This is a genomic window from Paenibacillus sp. GM1FR (assembly GCF_002803315.1).
Classification (GTDB): domain Bacteria; phylum Bacillota; class Bacilli; order Paenibacillales; family Paenibacillaceae; genus Paenibacillus; species Paenibacillus amylolyticus.
This window is the reverse complement of the sequence record NZ_MKZL01000063.1, coordinates 26784-42991: the sequence shown is the minus strand read 5'-3', so window position 1 is coordinate 42991 and position 16208 is coordinate 26784. Positions and strand designations below refer to the sequence as shown.

General features: G+C 36.4%; 18 protein-coding genes and 1 pseudogene. 17 read left to right on the top strand and 2 right to left on the bottom strand.

Annotated features, from left to right (window positions below):
* The first annotated feature begins 17 nt into the window (after positions 1 to 17).
* From PAEAM_RS28200 to PAEAM_RS28170, 7 genes and pseudogenes are all read left to right on the top strand, one after another.
* Positions 18 to 1007: a YhcN/YlaJ family sporulation lipoprotein gene (locus PAEAM_RS28200; protein ID WP_100529709.1), complete on the top strand. Its 990-nt coding sequence runs from the start codon at positions 18 to 20 to the stop codon at positions 1005 to 1007.
* 359 nt (positions 1008 to 1366) lie between these two features.
* Positions 1367 to 1975 carry a type IV toxin-antitoxin system AbiEi family antitoxin domain-containing protein gene (locus tag PAEAM_RS28195; RefSeq protein ID WP_076211329.1) on the top strand — a complete coding sequence of 203 codons (609 nt, stop codon included), beginning with the start codon at positions 1367 to 1369 and terminating at the stop codon, positions 1973 to 1975.
* Positions 1975 to 2895: a nucleotidyl transferase AbiEii/AbiGii toxin family protein gene (locus PAEAM_RS28190; protein ID WP_100529708.1), complete on the top strand. Its 921-nt coding sequence runs from the start codon at positions 1975 to 1977 to the stop codon at positions 2893 to 2895. Before PAEAM_RS28195 ends, PAEAM_RS28190 begins: the two co-directional genes overlap by 1 nt.
* Before the next feature lie 172 nt (positions 2896 to 3067).
* Positions 3068 to 3220 (top strand): annotated as a pseudogene (locus tag PAEAM_RS28185) (LuxR C-terminal-related transcriptional regulator); the annotation flags it as partial.
* A 541-nt stretch (positions 3221 to 3761) separates the two neighbouring features.
* Positions 3762 to 5087, top strand: a complete 1326-nt coding sequence (locus tag PAEAM_RS28180) for a DNA sulfur modification protein DndB (protein ID WP_165790087.1) — start codon at positions 3762 to 3764, stop codon at positions 5085 to 5087.
* Between the two features lie 2 nt (positions 5088 to 5089).
* Positions 5090 to 6100 (top strand): phage lytic cycle repressor MrpR family protein, encoded by a 1011-nt coding sequence (locus tag PAEAM_RS28175; protein WP_100529706.1) that lies wholly within the window; start codon positions 5090 to 5092, stop codon positions 6098 to 6100.
* A gap of 159 nt (positions 6101 to 6259) precedes the next feature.
* Positions 6260 to 7711 carry an SEFIR domain-containing protein gene (locus PAEAM_RS28170; protein ID WP_165790086.1) on the top strand — a complete coding sequence of 484 codons (1452 nt, stop codon included), beginning with the start codon at positions 6260 to 6262 and terminating at the stop codon, positions 7709 to 7711.
* Positions 7712 to 7762: 51 nt separating this feature from the next.
* Here the strand turns inward: PAEAM_RS28170 and PAEAM_RS28165 are convergent, their stop codons facing one another.
* Positions 7763 to 7990: a hypothetical protein gene (locus PAEAM_RS28165; protein WP_165790085.1), complete on the bottom strand. Its 228-nt coding sequence runs from the start codon at positions 7988 to 7990 to the stop codon at positions 7763 to 7765.
* 477 nt (positions 7991 to 8467) lie between these two features.
* Positions 8468 to 8710 carry a helix-turn-helix domain-containing protein gene (locus tag PAEAM_RS28160; RefSeq protein ID WP_100529703.1) on the bottom strand — a complete coding sequence of 81 codons (243 nt, stop codon included), beginning with the start codon at positions 8708 to 8710 and terminating at the stop codon, positions 8468 to 8470.
* 345 nt (positions 8711 to 9055) lie between these two features.
* Between PAEAM_RS28160 and PAEAM_RS28155 the strand changes: the two genes are divergently transcribed.
* The 10 genes from PAEAM_RS28155 (at position 9056) to PAEAM_RS28105 (ending at position 16201) form a co-directional block, all read left to right on the top strand.
* Positions 9056 to 9556 carry a hypothetical protein gene (locus tag PAEAM_RS28155; RefSeq protein WP_165790084.1) on the top strand — a complete coding sequence of 167 codons (501 nt, stop codon included), beginning with the start codon at positions 9056 to 9058 and terminating at the stop codon, positions 9554 to 9556.
* Positions 9557 to 9693: 137 nt separating this feature from the next.
* On the top strand, positions 9694 to 9822 hold the full coding sequence (locus PAEAM_RS32580) for a hypothetical protein (RefSeq protein WP_279303108.1): 129 nt from the start codon (positions 9694 to 9696) through the stop codon (positions 9820 to 9822).
* 1370 nt (positions 9823 to 11192) lie between these two features.
* Positions 11193 to 12512, top strand: coding sequence for a hypothetical protein (locus PAEAM_RS28140; protein WP_100529699.1), 1320 nt, complete (start codon positions 11193 to 11195; stop codon positions 12510 to 12512).
* A 250-nt stretch (positions 12513 to 12762) separates the two neighbouring features.
* The gene (locus PAEAM_RS28135) at positions 12763 to 13236 is read left to right on the top strand and encodes a GIY-YIG nuclease family protein (RefSeq protein WP_100529698.1); all 474 of its coding nucleotides are present in this window, start codon (positions 12763 to 12765) and stop codon (positions 13234 to 13236) included.
* 44 nt (positions 13237 to 13280) lie between these two features.
* Positions 13281 to 13757 carry a hypothetical protein gene (locus PAEAM_RS28130; RefSeq protein WP_100529697.1) on the top strand — a complete coding sequence of 159 codons (477 nt, stop codon included), beginning with the start codon at positions 13281 to 13283 and terminating at the stop codon, positions 13755 to 13757.
* A 37-nt stretch (positions 13758 to 13794) separates the two neighbouring features.
* Positions 13795 to 14268: a hypothetical protein gene (locus PAEAM_RS28125; protein WP_100529696.1), complete on the top strand. Its 474-nt coding sequence runs from the start codon at positions 13795 to 13797 to the stop codon at positions 14266 to 14268.
* Between the two features lie 56 nt (positions 14269 to 14324).
* Positions 14325 to 14786, top strand: a complete 462-nt coding sequence (locus PAEAM_RS28120) for a GIY-YIG nuclease family protein (RefSeq protein WP_100529695.1) — start codon at positions 14325 to 14327, stop codon at positions 14784 to 14786.
* A 168-nt stretch (positions 14787 to 14954) separates the two neighbouring features.
* Positions 14955 to 15119, top strand: a complete 165-nt coding sequence (locus PAEAM_RS32040; RefSeq protein ID WP_165790083.1) for a hypothetical protein — start codon at positions 14955 to 14957, stop codon at positions 15117 to 15119.
* A 133-nt stretch (positions 15120 to 15252) separates the two neighbouring features.
* Positions 15253 to 15792 (top strand): hypothetical protein, encoded by a 540-nt coding sequence (locus tag PAEAM_RS28110; RefSeq protein ID WP_165790082.1) that lies wholly within the window; start codon positions 15253 to 15255, stop codon positions 15790 to 15792.
* Between the two features lie 37 nt (positions 15793 to 15829).
* Positions 15830 to 16201, top strand: a complete 372-nt coding sequence (locus PAEAM_RS28105; RefSeq protein ID WP_100529692.1) for a PARP domain-containing protein — start codon at positions 15830 to 15832, stop codon at positions 16199 to 16201.
* The last annotated feature ends 7 nt before the right edge of the window (positions 16202 to 16208 follow it).

Sequence of the window (16208 nt, the reverse complement as noted above, 5' to 3'; positions counted from 1 at the left end):
CATTGGAGGATGAGTACATGCCAGCAGTCAAAAAGGCAACAGCTATTACGTTATCATTATCTACTGCAATCTTTGTAATGGCCGGTTTGACAGGTTGTGGCGCGAATCGGGATACCAACAATATGCATACGCAAAGTGTTCGTCAGCAAGTCAACGGCATTAACCGTTATGGTGTGGAAACAAATGGTATGGATGGAATCCGTGCGAAAAGTTATCGCATGCACAATGTGACTGACCTGAAATCCAGTGAAGAGCTGGCAAAACGTATCACGGAGATGAAGGAAGTAAAATCCGCTCGTGTCATGTTAACGGATCGTAATGCTTATGTCGCGGTTCGTTTGGCAGATGGTCATGCAGGCAAGTTGGAGAGCAAGTCCAATGGTCGTACGAGCATGCTGAATGGAAAGATGCGTAATCATGCCAGTGATACCATGCGTGGGGGCAACATGAATCACGATATGGGTGGTATGCGTGTGAATGGTGGTACGGGCACAATGTCTCCGTACAGCACTAGTGGAATTGCTCCAGGACTGAACACAAATTCGGCAACGGATCGCAGCCATATGGGGAATGACCGCAGCATCTATGGAACCATGGGCACAGGCGCCGTTGGTATGATGCGTGGTCTGACAAACAGCGGCAAAGCACGTGGGACGGACGATGGGCATTATGGTATGAAAAGTGAGGGACAACGTGTAGATAGCTCGGACGATAACACATCAGCTGAGATTAAGGGTAAGATTTCAGCCAAAATCAAACAGTTTGCACCAAACATCGAGAATGTATATGTATCAGCCAATCCGGATTTTGTGGAGCATGTCGAGAACTATGCCACAGATATTCGTAACGGTAAGCCCGTTAGTGGCATGATCGATACGTTCCAATCGATGGTGGAGCGCATTTTCCCAACGAACGGAACAGATACGAATAACCGTGATGGCATCCTTGACGATGGCCTGATGAACCGTAATCACAACGGTGGTGTCATGAATCGAATGGATCGGTAGTTTTTCATGACATGAACAAGCGTGCCTTTGCGCAGATGGTAACATCTGCTGCAGGGGCATGTTTGTTTTACATGATCTCAACAGGATTCACTTTGAATGTTTCTTCAATAAATTCAGAATATTTGTCTTCCATATAGACTAAATAGACTAACGAAATGAAGTACCATCTAATATTCTTGCGCTCCTAAAAGAATTATGTTCTGCTCTTACGTCTAAGTGCAGAGTTTTTAGTGAATAATAAAGGGGATTGAAATTAGGGTGTGGAATAGTTATGGATTAGAATGAACTTGGAAAGAAAATTCTGAACAGATCCAGATAAGGCAAGAAATGCACGCGCAAATGTGAATGGTGGTGAGTGTATGAACGAGAAAATTGTAGTTGCTGCAATGCGAGTATTTGAAGAACAGCATGGTTTTGCTCGAACAAAAGATTTTATAGAAGCGGGCGTATCCCCTTACTACATAAAAAAACTGGAGTCCGCTGGTGAAATTGAACGGGTAAAACAGGGGATTTACCGACAGTCTGGTCAATTTAATGAACCGCCCCATGAAATGGTTGAGGTATCCAAACTTGTTCCCAAAGGAGTTATATGTCTTCTCTCTGCGCTCTCCTTCTATGAACTGACAACTTACAATCCATGGGAATATCAGATTGCTATTCATCGTGGCGGTAAAAAGCCAAAGCTTCCAGACTATCCTCCTATTAAAGTAATCTATTTGGCAGATGCTCAATACAAAATTGGAATTGATGAAGTCTATATTGATGGCTCGGCAGTTAAAATTTATGATCGTGAGAAAACAATTTGTGATATGGTGAGGTATCGTGAGAAAATTGGAATTGATTTGATGAAGGAAGGGCTGAGGAATTACCTTCAATCCCCCCACAAGAATATAACAAGGCTTGTCTCCTATGCTGATAAGCTACGAATTCGAACGGTTTTGCAAAAGTATCTGGAGGTGCTGATCTAATGAGTGAAATTAAAAATATTCCCGCCTCTGTTTCTGAACGTTTGAAAAATATAGCTAAAAAATCAGGAAAAGCATTTGATACCTTGCTGTTGCTTTATTTTCAAGAGCGTTTCTTATATCGTTTATCCATTTCTGAGTACAGGGATAAATTCATTTTAAAGGGCGGGTTGTTTTTGTTCTCACAAACTCAATTCAAGGCACGTCCAACCAAAGACGTTGATTTTCTCGCCAGACAGATTGCTAATGAACTGGATTTATTAAGAGAGTCGTTTGTCTCCATTTGCTCAATAGCGGTTCCTACGGATGGTATTGCATTTCAGTTGGATGAACTGACAACGGAGAGAATTAAAGAAGATGCTGATTATGAGGGAGTAAGAATTAAAGTAACTGCTCTTTTAGGGCGGATGAGAAAAAGTTTGCAGTTTGATATCGGATTTGGTGATGTGGTGGTCCCGAAGCCCCAGCTTATTGAATATCCTGTTCTCCTGGATATGACAGCACCACAAGTTCAAGCCTACTCGAGGGAATCCGTCATTTCAGAAAAATTTGAAGCCATGATCACATTATCTGTGATGAATAGTCGGATGAAGGATTTTTATGATATTTATACGCTGTTAACAACGAACAACTTTGATGGTCGAATCCTTCACGAGGCAGTGTCCGAAACCTTCCAACAACGGGGCACAATATTTGAAAAAGAGCATCCTCTGTTTCATGAAGAATTTGCTGAAAATGAAGGTCGGACAAAACAGTGGCAGGCTTTTCTGCGTCGTTTAGGGGTTGAAGAACAACTTGCATTTCAGGATGTGATGGATGCTCTTGTTTCTTTTCTTGAACCTGTTTATCATTCAATAATTGATGAGAAAGAGTTTTTTAAGCGTTGGAGTTATACCGAAAGGGCTTGGAAGAACAATAACTGATTAATACATAATTTTTTGAACTATGCACCAACTATTTTAGAGGGATGTATGCAAATTACTGCCCATTTTTCTTATAAAACTGAACCAACGCCCTTGACCTGACATAAGATGAGTTGACTGTATCCCCTTAACCTTGTTACACCAACACAACCCGAGCAAGGAGGGGTGAACATTGAAGGGTATCGATCATAAAAGCAAATTTTTGTTGACCCACCGTGAACGCGAAGTATTCGAATTACTGGTTCAAGACAAAACAACGCGTGACATCGCAGGGCAGTTATTCATCAGCGAGAAAACGGTGCGTAACCATATTTCGAATGTGATGTGATTTGAAATTAATCCCATAATAGATACTACTCAAGGCAGTTACGTACAGAGTAGAAAGTGAGTTCGAGTAAATGGTATAATATCCCTATACAATCAAGGGAGATGGATACCATACGCATTAGATTTGACACAACCCAATTACCAAGAATTATTGTTTTAGCAGTTATTATAGGTTTACTAATTTACTCGATTCCCAATGTAACTTCACACAAGTTATCCGCAAATGGATTTACCGGAATACTTGAAACGACATGGAATCAGTTGATGAATATTAAACCGCCTGACTTCTCAAATACAGCCCCTTAGTGGGCTTTTTTATTTTCCATTCGGATGTAACGAATCGTGTCTTCCGAAACTCCAACAAAGTCAATCCTATCCATTCACAATCGTGTCACTCGGTGACACTGTGGTTCCGAATTATGGAAGTGCAAAATTCACTCAAAAAGTGTCATCAACTGACACCTATAAATTTAAACTACACCATGTTATTTTAGTGTAATTGTGATACCATACTATATGTATGGAAGGAGCTAATGTACATGAAGATAGACAGGTCAGATATTGAGCATTTAATTAATACTCAACTCAAAGGATTAAGCACCTCTAAGAGTCTCAAGTATCAATTCAAGTATCAACTCATTGAGCTTAATGTTCCTGTAGAAGTAATTGACTCACTCCTGAAAAAAGAAGAGTACGTTGCACAATACATCACACAAATTGACGCTTCAATATTGTACGGTGTATGCCAAGCTTTGTTTAGTGTGACAGGTAATGAACAATTAGATCCAAATCAACTTTTCGGTAAACGTGAGATTAGAGATGCTCAGGATAACCTTAAATTAATTGTCCAGAAAAGAATGGAGTTACCTATTTCATTTTCAGACACTACTATGCTTAAATATGACAGCTACATAACCAAGATTGCGATTGCAGATTTAGTAAAAATGTCTGAAAGCCAATTGATTGTGTACGATTACGAAACTCAACGTGGTGCTAAATATACAGTTAACCAGTCTGGAGGAGTCGTCAAAACACCAATTATTAATAAGACAAGTGTTAAGAGGATTGCAACTAAAATGGCTGATAATCACTACTTTGAGGATATGATTACCTTAAACGTGTACTCTACAGAAGTTGATCCTGTGACGTACTATGAGGACTCTAGAACGCTAACTATTAACGATGGGGCAGTTATAACTATACTTGATGGATTCCACCGCTTACAAGGTGCTATAGCAGCTTTACAGATGAATCCTAATTTAGATTTAGATATGATACTCTCCATTAGGTCATATGACCATGAGACAGCTCAAAAGTATTTTGGACAGATCAATACAATAAACGTGTTGAAGAAAGAAAGAAGAGATGAACTTGCACAGGAAAGAATGTCTGACAAGGTAGTTTCCATTCTCCAGCGGAAGTCAGAGATAGGGAAACGGATTGCTTCATCAACAACTGTTAATGAATTAGCTGGAGAGTTGACCACCTTTGATATCATGAGTTACTCAATTGATCGCATGTATCATTTTGACAGACAGTTAGACGTGATTAAAACTTCAAATTATCTCAATGATTTCTTTACTTATTTGGTTGGTAGTTATCCAGATGAGTTTTCAATTGACGCTAATAAGCGCAAAACTCCAATTATGAGCCATCCATTGATGTTTATAGGATACATTGTACTTTCAAAATTCATGAAAGATCATGATGTAGGCTTAGACCAGATAGAGAAGTATATCGAAAGTATTATTTTTGACTATAGAGAACTTGAACTGCTTCTCAATGCTAAGAAAACACTCACAGGAAACAAACGTATCCGTAATCAAATAATTAATCACTTTGAATCTACGCTCAGAGGGGAATAACAGTGAAAAAGATATATGATGATAATCTTTACAATGAGTCACAAAAAGAGCGATTTCTGCAAAGACAGAATGTGAATACAAAAGAAGCATACTCTAGAGTGCTTCGTAGAGCATCTGTTATTGAAAAACGGTTAGAAATGGACTTATATGATTTTAATCTAAATGAAATCAAACAAGTATTACTTCTGTTAGAATCCACTAAACTTGCTACTGTTAAAACTACAGGAAGCATTATACAGAACTATATTCGATGGGCTATAGAGCAAGATTTGCGTAAGGACAATATAAATCCACTTGACGCTGTTTATGGAAATGACTTTTACATCCAGTTTGTAGATGATAGCAGAGCAGTATTGTTCAGTGAAGAAGACGTTGGGAATGTTGTAGATGGATGTTTAAATTTTCAGGATAAGCTAATTGTACAGTCACTATTTGAGGGGATAATGGGTAAGGCTAACAATGAATTGCTTAATATGAAGATGGAACACATAACTGGATCAGAGGATGAATTTAAAATAACGCTTTATAATGATACTCGAAAAGGACGAGAAAGCAGAGAAATAACTATATCAGACTATTTATACAATATACTGAGAATAGCCAATAGAGAAGAGAAGTACATCAAAAATAATGGTGTTCTCAAAGCACATATCAAAAGCGATTCTAATGAGTTAATTGATAACGACTATATAATCAGATCTGCTGTTAATTCTAGTATTAAGCAAGGGATAGATGAACCAGCATCTAGATATCTTGTTCAGTCTAGATTGTCTAAAATTGCAGAATGGCACAGCTTACCTTTATTGACTGTTACTAACCTTAGAAATAGTGGAATGCTAAAAATGGCAAGAGACCTGTATATCAAGCATGGAAAACTTGAGAGAGAGGAATATTATACGATCTGTGAGCATTATAACGTAGGCAAGCAGCCAGATGGTTCGTACGCCTATTCAAGATATAAAGTTGGCTTTCTGAATATGGAGAATTTAAGTTTGATTTATGGTATAGGATAGGCTATTGAGGTTGACATTTGCGTCAACCTTTTTGTTTACTTGTGCGGGTGTGTAATAGCTACTAGAGGAGAAAGTCTGATTTTATAAATTCCATAGTTTTCAAATCTGATGGTATAATAAATTTGATTGCAACTTAACTTGATGGGGGAAATAAGAGAAATGGATGCACTTCAGAACTCAAAGATTCCTGTAGTATTTATATCATATAGTTGGACTACTCCTGAACACGAAAAATGGGTCTATGAATTAGCTGAAAGGTTAAGGGAGGCCGATGGAATAGATGTGAAATTGGATAAGTGGGATCTGAAAGAAGGGCATGATAAATTTGCCTTTATGGAGAGAATGGTGACGTCCCCAGAGATAGACAAGGTTCTTGTTATTTGTGATAGGGGGTATCAGTCTAAGGCAAACAGCAACAAAGGAGGAGTAGGCACAGAAAAACTTCTCATTACTCCTGAAGTTATGGAGAATGTTGAGCAAAACAAAATCATACCTATTGTTTCAGAATTGGATGAAGACAGAAACCCATATTTACCAACCTTTCTTAAATCAAGAATATATATAGACATGTCAGATGCTGAGAAATTTGAGGACAGTTACGAACACTTGGTTAGAAATATTGAAAACGCCCCTTTATACAGGAAGCCGCCACTTGGGAAAAGACGAGTCTTTAATGATCAAGAAGCTACAATCTTTCTGAAAACTGGTGGTATAGTACACCAGATGCGTAGAGCTGTAGAGAGTAATCCACGTAGATTGTCAGCTTTGGCTTCTAATTTTTCTGATTCTTACTTTGAGGACTTGGATCAATTACGTATTAACTATGAAGATTTCGATATGCAAGCTCCAGATGAAAAAATTATTGAAAAATTGAATAACACTATTCCATTAAGAGATAATTTTATTGAGACAATTAAAATTCTAAGCGAAAATGATATAATCGAAACAGAATGGCTTATTGATTTTTTTGAAAGAATCTTTGTCTTCACCGAATTCAGAGGTAAAGGTAATTCCAGCGACTTTCAGTGTGACCACTATAAGTTTTTGATTCAAGAATCATATATTTATGCATGTGCGGTTCTTTTGAAACAGTCGAAATACAGAGTTATCAATGAATTGGTATCGTCAAGTTATATGTTTGATTATCAACGTGGTACATTCGAAGGGAAGTTTACTGATTTAAGGTTTCATCTTTCTTCCTTAGAATCAAGAAACGAGAGAATTGGTTCTAGAAAAATAAGCTATACAGCATTCCTAATAACTGAAAGAATCAATGTAACTTTCATCAGTAAGCAGGAACTACTAGATGCAGATATGATATTGTTTTATCTCTCAATAATGCTCAATGTATCACCTGATCGCGGTGGATGGTTTCCAGTAACATTTATTTATAGGGATTACATACAACCAATTAAATTATTAGCAAGGCTAAAGTCAAAACGAAGAGCGGAGTCAATTCTTGATTTGTTCGGTTATGCTTCAATTGAAAATCTTCGATCTGCTATATCTTCTTATGAACACGAAACAGGTTATCGTTTTGCTGGGACGGGAAACAATATTCCATACATTAAATATTACATTAAACCAGAAGAAATTGCGGTAAACCCATAACCCCAAGAGAGGAATAATCCTCTCTTTTTTTATCCTTCTAAAAGATTTATTTTATTCCTCAGGATTCGGTCTATACTCCATATTAACTTCTGTAAGTCTCCAATCAAAGCTTAGAAGTGGTGGATAAAAACTACTAAAGTCAGAGGGGATTTCTAACTTTTTATCAGCAATTTCTCGTTCAAGTTTGCGGAAAGTTTTACTGGAGACAAACGGTATCTTTCTCAGATGATTGTATAAAGTATCTTTTAATTCTCTTTGTTGCACTTTGAATCTTAACATATCGCTTATGTGTTCTTTACGAATAGCTTCTATTGTAAATAGTACGGAAGCTGGAGGGCTTTCGGTGGATATATTATTGGAGTTCCTTAATTCTTTCCTCACTGACAATGTAGCCTACCACACTCCGCATATATTGACGTTTATAACGTGTACCTCGCTTATCATAGTCTGATACACCTATTAAAAAATCTACACTTTCTCCCAGTATGTCTGGAAGTTTAGCAAGCATGTCTACATCTGGTTTGCGTTGTCATTTTCAAGATCTTCGTAGCTTAAAGTTGAGAGCCTTAGTTTATCAGCAATTTGGTACGTGTATAATACATTTCTTTCTCTGAGGAATTTGAGTCTTGCAGATAAGAGTTCCAAACAATATCCCACCCTAGAGTTATTTTAATAAAGTAGTATTCTCTATTATTCTATGGAACATACATATATTAGAAAATTGGGATTAGCGAGAAAATAGAAAAAACACCCAACTCATCTTGAGTCAGGTGCATGATCTATGTCTGCTACTTCTTCAAACTGAATCAGTTCAGATATGTCTGTGATATCTAGGGCAGCAGCTATTTTCTCAAGGATACCTAAGTTGATCTCTTGTCTACCCGGCTTGCAGAGTTGCGATATTCTAGCTTGATTGACTCCAGACATGCCTTCTAATTGTCTTTGAGTGATATTTCTCTGTTTTAGTAAATCTTTAAGTTTAATTCTCAGAACGCGCAACTAGAAATTCCCCCTAAAAAACAGTTGACATGATTCGTTTGAGCGAATATTATGTAAGAGTAATGATTATTCGTTTATGCGAATCAAATTATGAGTATCAAACGTTAACACCTGTGTACACATTGTACACTATCTACAACTTTTCATCATCAAAAACATACTGGAACTTGAGTTCCGATTTCGAAAAGAGAGTCACACCAGTAACAATGTACTGTAACTATTATTCGTGTAACAACTATAAATTGTAGGTTTTCAAAATTTTGCGCAGCAGAAGGGGGCGATACAAATGTACAAACATGGCAAACTGATCAATCGACAATTATGTATACGTACACGTAACGGTACATGGATAGCGTTAAAGTCTGTTGCAACTTTAGGTTAGCAAATTCCCAACATGTTGCGAAAGGAGTTATCACAATGATAATTTACTATTTTGATCAAAAGCAGGATTGGACACTGAATGAGATATATGTTGCTTGCGAAGTTCCTAAAAAGGCATTGAATATTATACATGGAATTGAAGCACTTCTCACAACTCAAGAATTGCGTCAACAGTTTATGGCAAGGGTTCCGATCTATCCAACATCTATTCAGGTGTTTAGCCTTTTGTGTCAGTTCAGACGTGAACAGCTTGAATTGAATCCCATGAGAGATGAGGATTTCAAAGATATGTTCTTACTCAATCCTGTAAAGGCTCTCACACAATACTTTAAAGAACAGGTTTCACCTATTTGTGTTGAACGTATGAGGACATATGGTGTAACCATTGAACATCTAATCGAGCAACGAAAGCTGAACAGACACATTCATGTAGTCAGGGCAATCGGCAATGCATCTCACAATTGATTCTATACATAAATACTGTACTGTACCTATGTTTAATAAATTCTTATAACAACTAAATATGGATATAATATTCTCTGTGAAATCCTAGTTTTATTTCATTTCATTTGACGACAAGAGAATGGAGGTTAACAGGGCAGATGAAAGTAAAGGAATTGTACACGTCAGACTATAACAACTTGCCACCAGATGAAAAGGCAGCATGGAAGTATGATCATTATCAACATACTCGTGAAGCCATAATAAATATTTTGTCTCGTATGGGTTAGATACCGCTATGCTAATTGGGATGATGGAAAGGGCAAAAGAAAGCGATATTCGATATCAAACAATGATTGACTTACTTGATGCTAAATTGCTACCACCGTTTAGTGAAGAGTTGAGTTGGCTGGAATCATTGTTTGCAGATTTATTTCGTGAGGTGCTTAGACCACTACCAAATGAAAACAAGTATTGATAGAGGAGAATGAGATTCGATGTATAATGGAGATTCATTATTTGAAACGATAATGAGCCTGAATCATACGGAAATTCCGTATCAGTCGCCTACTAGTAAACGCAGAGCTAATCGTATCAAGCCAAAGAAACAACCTAGACCCAAACCTATAACAATTGATTCAAGGTATAGCCATCTGGTTGCTGAAGGATCGAGATTAGACATAACCGTTGAACGTAGGATGGATATACGCAAGGAGTTAGTATCGATCAGGAAGCAGAAACGACTGATGATGAAAATTGAATGTTATGTATGAGGGATGGCACAAATGGGTGCTGTCCTTTTTTGTTCGGAATCTGTTTATTGAAAGTTTTGTACACATTGGAATATCACCTATTGTTAATCTGATTCAAGCAATAACACAAACAATACTTCTCCGCGAAATCGTGATAAACTCAGTTACCCTCAGTTTGAGGGGGGCTTAGTTCCACCCAGATTGACGGTAACTGAGCCAAGGTAGTAGGTTAAGCATACACCTTTTATTGGAAGCTATGTCCAACTTTAAACAGTGTCCGTATTGAACATGCGTTGTAAACTGTGTACCACCGTTTATCATTATGTGAAACCATATCGAGCTGAGTTGTGACGGTCATAGTGGACTTCACCATTATAATAAACTAGATGATCACTATTATAGTGTGGGTTGAAGCCACATCGTTAATTTGAGAACGGAAATAATCACTTTCTAACTTCAAAGTTAAAAAGAGGTCGGCTTCAGGTTGAACTTGAGTTGACTCGCCAAAGTTGGCGGTCGGTATGGTCGACAGTGATCATTGCATTTAATGAGACATACGACCATATGTGTTCATTCGTTCATTCCAATCTGGCAAAATCACAGAATAAGATACTGGTTTCCACAGTAGAAATGAGTTAGACAAATACAGACAGCCAACGGAGATTTTCGTTCGCTGACTGCTTTCAACTGTAACGAAGTTATAATCGATTGTCGAACCATTATAACCGTTCGTTGAATATCAACCTATTCGAATTTCGTGCAGATCAGTTGTAACATGATTCATATTTCGGAAGTCGCAATTCACGACATCTGAACTCTAATGTAACGGTTATATTCGAAAACTCTAATACTCCTATTAAGCTAGTGTAGGTGGTACAATATTCCTACCATACATAGGGAGTGATTGTATGTTAAGAGGTTATGGTACTGATGTACCTAGAGATCAAATAGACACGGCTTTAAAAGAAATAGCTTGCTTTTTTGAGGAGAATTGGTTGCAGGATAAAAAAGGGGAACATCCATTACAATTGTTATGGAATAGGAAGGATAACCTTTCTACTCTTGAGCTTTTAACGTTCGGAACTGCTCTACAAAGAATGAAAGAAATAAATGAAAGTTGGCTAAAAGGACAGATAAAAATAATTATGGGTTCGGATGAAAATAATCGTAGAGGTGCATTTTTCGAAATTATTGGGCTTAGCTTCTTTGCTGACAATTCTTCCTCCTTACACCCCGCACCTAATTCACAACCTGGATTCGATGCTACCATACTCTCAACTTTAAGAGAAACAAAAGTGTCTTGTAAAAGTTATGGTAGATCGTTGCATGATAGGGAATTTGAAAGACAAAGCAAGGAAACAGAAATTTTAATTCTAGATTTGATGAAAAAAAACAAATTGAGATATGCAGAGTTTTTCATTGCAAGTTTCGATGAGTATCCTCTTTTAGAAGATTGGATTGATCTCAGGAAACAATTACCACTGATAATCCAAAGCTTTCAGCGCTCAAACAGAAATAATAGAATTCCCATACCTCTTAAACTTGATGTTCGAGGTTGGACAATTCGTGTTAGACAATCCAGTAGAATTGCAGAACTTGCACTCACTATGCGCTCTTACCAAGTAATGATAATTGGTCAGTATCATAAGAACGAAGAAAGGAACTTACATTCAAAACTTGACGAAGCTCAAAAAAATTTAAATAGGCATGTTACTCAAGAAAATAGTGTGAATATCATTTACATTCATTTACCATTAAGCATTTCGGTCAATAAATGTTCTGAATGGATTAAAAATTATTTTGTTGAAAACCCTACATCTGTTGCAAATATGGTCTTTCTTTATCAGTGTTCTGAAAGTTTTCTTACTACAGAAGAGAATTTTGCCTTAACGCATAGTGTCCATTGTGAAATTAATCCTTATCGCATTGCATCTCTGAATAAAAAGAGCACTCCATATGTTTTAAATATACCTGTAGGATACTTGACAAATGAAACACCAGTTATAAGGATTTTTGGAGATAGTGAGTTACTTTCATTGGATTCACATTATATTTACCAAAAGGGTAGGATCTACAAAAATCCAGTTTATGAGGAAGATGGATCTATGGTTGGTGATTCAAAAAAGTTGGCCCCAGGATTGCATGAGTATACAGTATTTGTACTTAATGGAGAAATAGTTATCCCAACAATGCATGATGAGCATTCAGGTGAATTACTTATTCTATAATTTTAGAGCATCCTTCGGGGTGCTTTTTCTCATGTATACAATATGAATACCTCTGCTTGAAAATGCAAGGATAGAATCAGTAGTAGTCAAACTGACTACCACTTAACACAGTTATATTCAGAAAATATAGGTAGATAGATACTTCTTGTTGTATAATTGTGGTAGAAAAGTGAGTGCATTATTAAGGATATATCAATTTAAATTGCGGAGTTATTCTTAGTGAAATAATACTTTTATAAGGAGTGGCATAGTGGCAGTTCGTGATCAAGTGTGGCAACGAAATCTCAACAGTATGGCTCATGAATTCTTAAATCAAGGTCCTTTAAAGTTAAGTACGGATAAAGAACTGTTGCCAACAGGTTCTGGTGTGTATATGTTTTCTTCAGAAGATGATAGGGTTTGTTATTATGTTGGAAAAGCCGCCAACATTCAAGGCAGAATATTTAACGGACATCTATCAAGAAGCAAAAGAAAAGATAAGAATGGGCAAAAAATGAATTATTACTACAAGGCACCTCTGAAGAATGCTCTGTTGGGTTGGTCAAATGCGGGAGTATTACAAGGGGGACCGGAGTGCCTGACAGAGGATGAAGCCCATGATTTAGTTTTAAATAAACTGAACGTAAGGTATATGGAAATTGAAAATAAAAGACTTCGTGGATTATTTGAATATTACCTTACTAGCGTGATGAATGCTAAACACGCAATAGATAAGGACGAGTAATAATAGAAAAACAATTCTTTTAGCATCATTAGAAAGGGATTAAAATGAAAAAAAAGATTATTGGTGGCATTATTGCTATTTTGATTGTCTCTTTCTTACTTCAATTACCAAATAACCTGAGGTATAAAGTAGAAAATGTCTTCGGCAACTCGCACACATTTTTCTACGGTATGAATCTAGGAATAATGATTGATGATGTGGGAGGCGGATACGATGAGGAAGTGAACTTAGATGATCAAGCTAACCCAACGGTTGATTTAACGAAGTACAGAGGAGATAAAGTTGATATGTTCATCTATGGCAGATACGTGAATAGTGCCGAACCACTATTAGTTGTGTTAAATGACAAGGTGCTTTACAACGATCAACCACAAAGAGAAATGGCTCAGTTTTATTCGAAATACTACATAAAAAAGCACTTTGTTGTTAACTTGACAGAGACACTGAAAAATGGCCGAAACAATCTTTTAATATCGACTGGAAAAGTAACTGAAAAGTATGTACTTCATATAACAAAATAAAATTAGACTTCATTGTAACTCTAGGGAGTTGGGTTGATTGCCTACACAAATTAATAAAACTTCAGATCCTTTTTCGATTACGGAGAACGAAGTGAATCTTGCGGTTGCTGAGTTTCTTAGAGGTAAGGGAGCAAACATTTTAAGGGTAGCAATAGACAGAGAGCAAGGATACGATGTTCATGCTGAAATGAAAGGCTATTCATTTATAATTGAGTCAAAGGGGTCTAGAAAAAACAATCAGACAGAGAATGTGTTTGATAGTGGACAGCTTAAAGTACATGCAAGTGCCCAGATATTTTATCTTATGAAGAAGCTTGAAATTAAATCTGAAACGACTTTCTTGGTATTGGCCAACCCCGATATTCCAAGGATAAGAAAATTGATTAGTGATGTATCTACTTCCCTGGATCAATTGGGATTAATTCAATTTTGGGTTGGTTATGAGAGAGGTGTCAGAATCGAATGTCCCAAAGAATTAAGGGAAGTATTGAGTGGCCTTGGCTTAGAGTAGGCTTAGAAATTATTATGGTAAAACGAATCTTTTACTCGAAGGAGGTACAGATTTGATTGGAGACTGACATGTACAGTTTGAGCCTAGATTTCGAGTGGAAGAGCGTCGATGCAGTTGCAAACATAGAGACTTATCGTTTCCCTCGACCATTTGATAAGACAATGAATAAGTTTTATCATGTTCCTGCTGTATACAGGTGGAAGATATACAAGCCCCATACCCAGTGCACGATGGTCTATATTGGTGAGACTGATAATTTAAAGCAAAGGATTTCTGGTTATTTAAAACCAGGGCCTAGCCAGCATACCAATATTAGAATGAAGGCATTATTCGAACAGTACATCAAAGGTGGCTTTATAATTGAATTAGACATATTTCAAATCAAAAAGTTCATTTTTGGTGGCATCGAATATCAGCAAGACAGTTTGGATTCAAAAAATATAAGAGTGTTACTGGAGAATTTAATAATCTTGGATCATAAGAACAACGATTATGAGTTATTGAACGCTAAAGTCTAGCAATAAGAGGAAACTTATATTTGATGAGAAAGTGAGGTTAGAGAATTGAAATATTATTTGATGCCTGAAAATGTTAAAGAACAAAGCAAGAATGCTCGATACTCATATACAGTTGTGGTTAATCTATATGCTAGTCAGGATGACACTGAGGAATACATAAACAGGAACGTGAGAGTTAATTCTGATGAGAAACTGGATAAAGATGAACTGGCACAGAGAGCAGCAAATGTTGTGCATGGACTCATAGAAACGCATCCCAAGTTTGCAGACTATGATCTTGTACAAATTGTGGGCATTGCTTTTGCAAATGCCTACGACAGTGAGTTGAAATGAAATTTCGAGTAGGGAAAAGTAAATTATAGATTACTTTTGTAGATGTCTAAAAGGTTTACTTGTCTAAATAAACATCTAGGAGGATATGATTATAAACGATATAAACAAGACCCTATTATATGTATTGATTTTCATGTTAGTGCTATTAGTATTTGTCTCAGCAAGAAAATATAAAAGTAACTTTATATATATTTTAAAACACTATATGTTATTTTTCGTTGAAATTATAATTAGTTCTATGCTGATTAATTTATTGATTGGTGGATTTAAAGACAATACAATTTTGAGTTTCTTTAAAGATTTTATATTCTCTTATTCTATTTATCAATTAGTGCTCCTCACAGTATTTAAGTTGAAAGACTCAACTACGACGGATACATTTACAGCTATGAAAAATTATCTAGATAATCATTTGTTGCACTTAGAATTCGGAAGACCGCTGTCACCTGGAATATCTCTAAATGGAAACAAAATATCTGACGGTTGCAGAAACAAAAACCACAGATTAATTTGGGTGAATCTAATCAAACTTGAGAAGATGTATAGCAGAGGGTTATTAAGAGGCGATGATTATAAATTCACTCTTAAGAAAGTAGCAATAGACATAGAACATCAAAGTAAGATAAACAATTTCTTCTGGATGAATTCGATTTTACTAAGGATAATTAAATAACTATTTTACTTAATTGCGATAGGAGATGTTCGCTCTAATGAGGGCTTTTCACGGTACTACATCTGTAAATGCAATATCTATAATAAGGGAAGGGTTCTCATTGGACTTTTTCCTCAGAGGGGGGTTAGGAAAGGGGATTTATTTGTCCAAAGATGTAGACAAATGTGCTGAATATGGGAGACATATTTTAAAAGTGGAATTAAATGAAGAGTGCATTCTTAAAGATGAATTTGCTTCAATTTCTTCGTACAAACCAAAGGAAAGTTATTCAGGTTTTAATTTTGATAATAAATTCGAAGGTTATACACTATCTAGAGGTTTCAAAGGATTGGAATTAACTACATTCAATGAAATTGTCATATATGATCTTAGCTGTATAACTTCAATTGAAACATATGCGATAAGATGACTGTTTT

Bases quoted from the DNA above. Each gene is read 5' to 3' on its own strand.
- PAEAM_RS28200 (WP_100529709.1), top strand. From the start codon at position 18: ATGCCAGCAGTCAAAAAGGCAACAGCTATTACGTTATCATTATCTACT.
- PAEAM_RS28195 (WP_076211329.1), top strand. From the start codon at position 1,367: ATGAACGAGAAAATTGTAGTTGCTGCAATGCGAGTATTTGAAGAACAG.
- PAEAM_RS28190 (WP_100529708.1), top strand. From the start codon at position 1,975: ATGAGTGAAATTAAAAATATTCCCGCCTCTGTTTCTGAACGTTTGAAA.
- PAEAM_RS28180 (WP_165790087.1), top strand. From the start codon at position 3,762: ATGAAGATAGACAGGTCAGATATTGAGCATTTAATTAATACTCAACTC.
- PAEAM_RS28170 (WP_165790086.1), top strand. From the start codon at position 6,260: ATGGATGCACTTCAGAACTCAAAGATTCCTGTAGTATTTATATCATAT.
- PAEAM_RS28165 (WP_165790085.1), bottom strand. From the start codon at position 7,990: ATGTTAAGATTCAAAGTGCAACAAAGAGAATTAAAAGATACTTTATAC.
- PAEAM_RS28155 (WP_165790084.1), top strand. From the start codon at position 9,056: ATGGATAGCGTTAAAGTCTGTTGCAACTTTAGGTTAGCAAATTCCCAA.
- PAEAM_RS32580 (WP_279303108.1), top strand. From the start codon at position 9,694: ATGAAAGTAAAGGAATTGTACACGTCAGACTATAACAACTTGCCACCA.
- PAEAM_RS28140 (WP_100529699.1), top strand. From the start codon at position 11,193: ATGTTAAGAGGTTATGGTACTGATGTACCTAGAGATCAAATAGACACG.
- PAEAM_RS28130 (WP_100529697.1), top strand. From the start codon at position 13,281: ATGAAAAAAAAGATTATTGGTGGCATTATTGCTATTTTGATTGTCTCT.
- PAEAM_RS28110 (WP_165790082.1), top strand. From the start codon at position 15,253: ATGTTAGTGCTATTAGTATTTGTCTCAGCAAGAAAATATAAAAGTAAC.
- PAEAM_RS28105 (WP_100529692.1), top strand. From the start codon at position 15,830: ATGAGGGCTTTTCACGGTACTACATCTGTAAATGCAATATCTATAATA.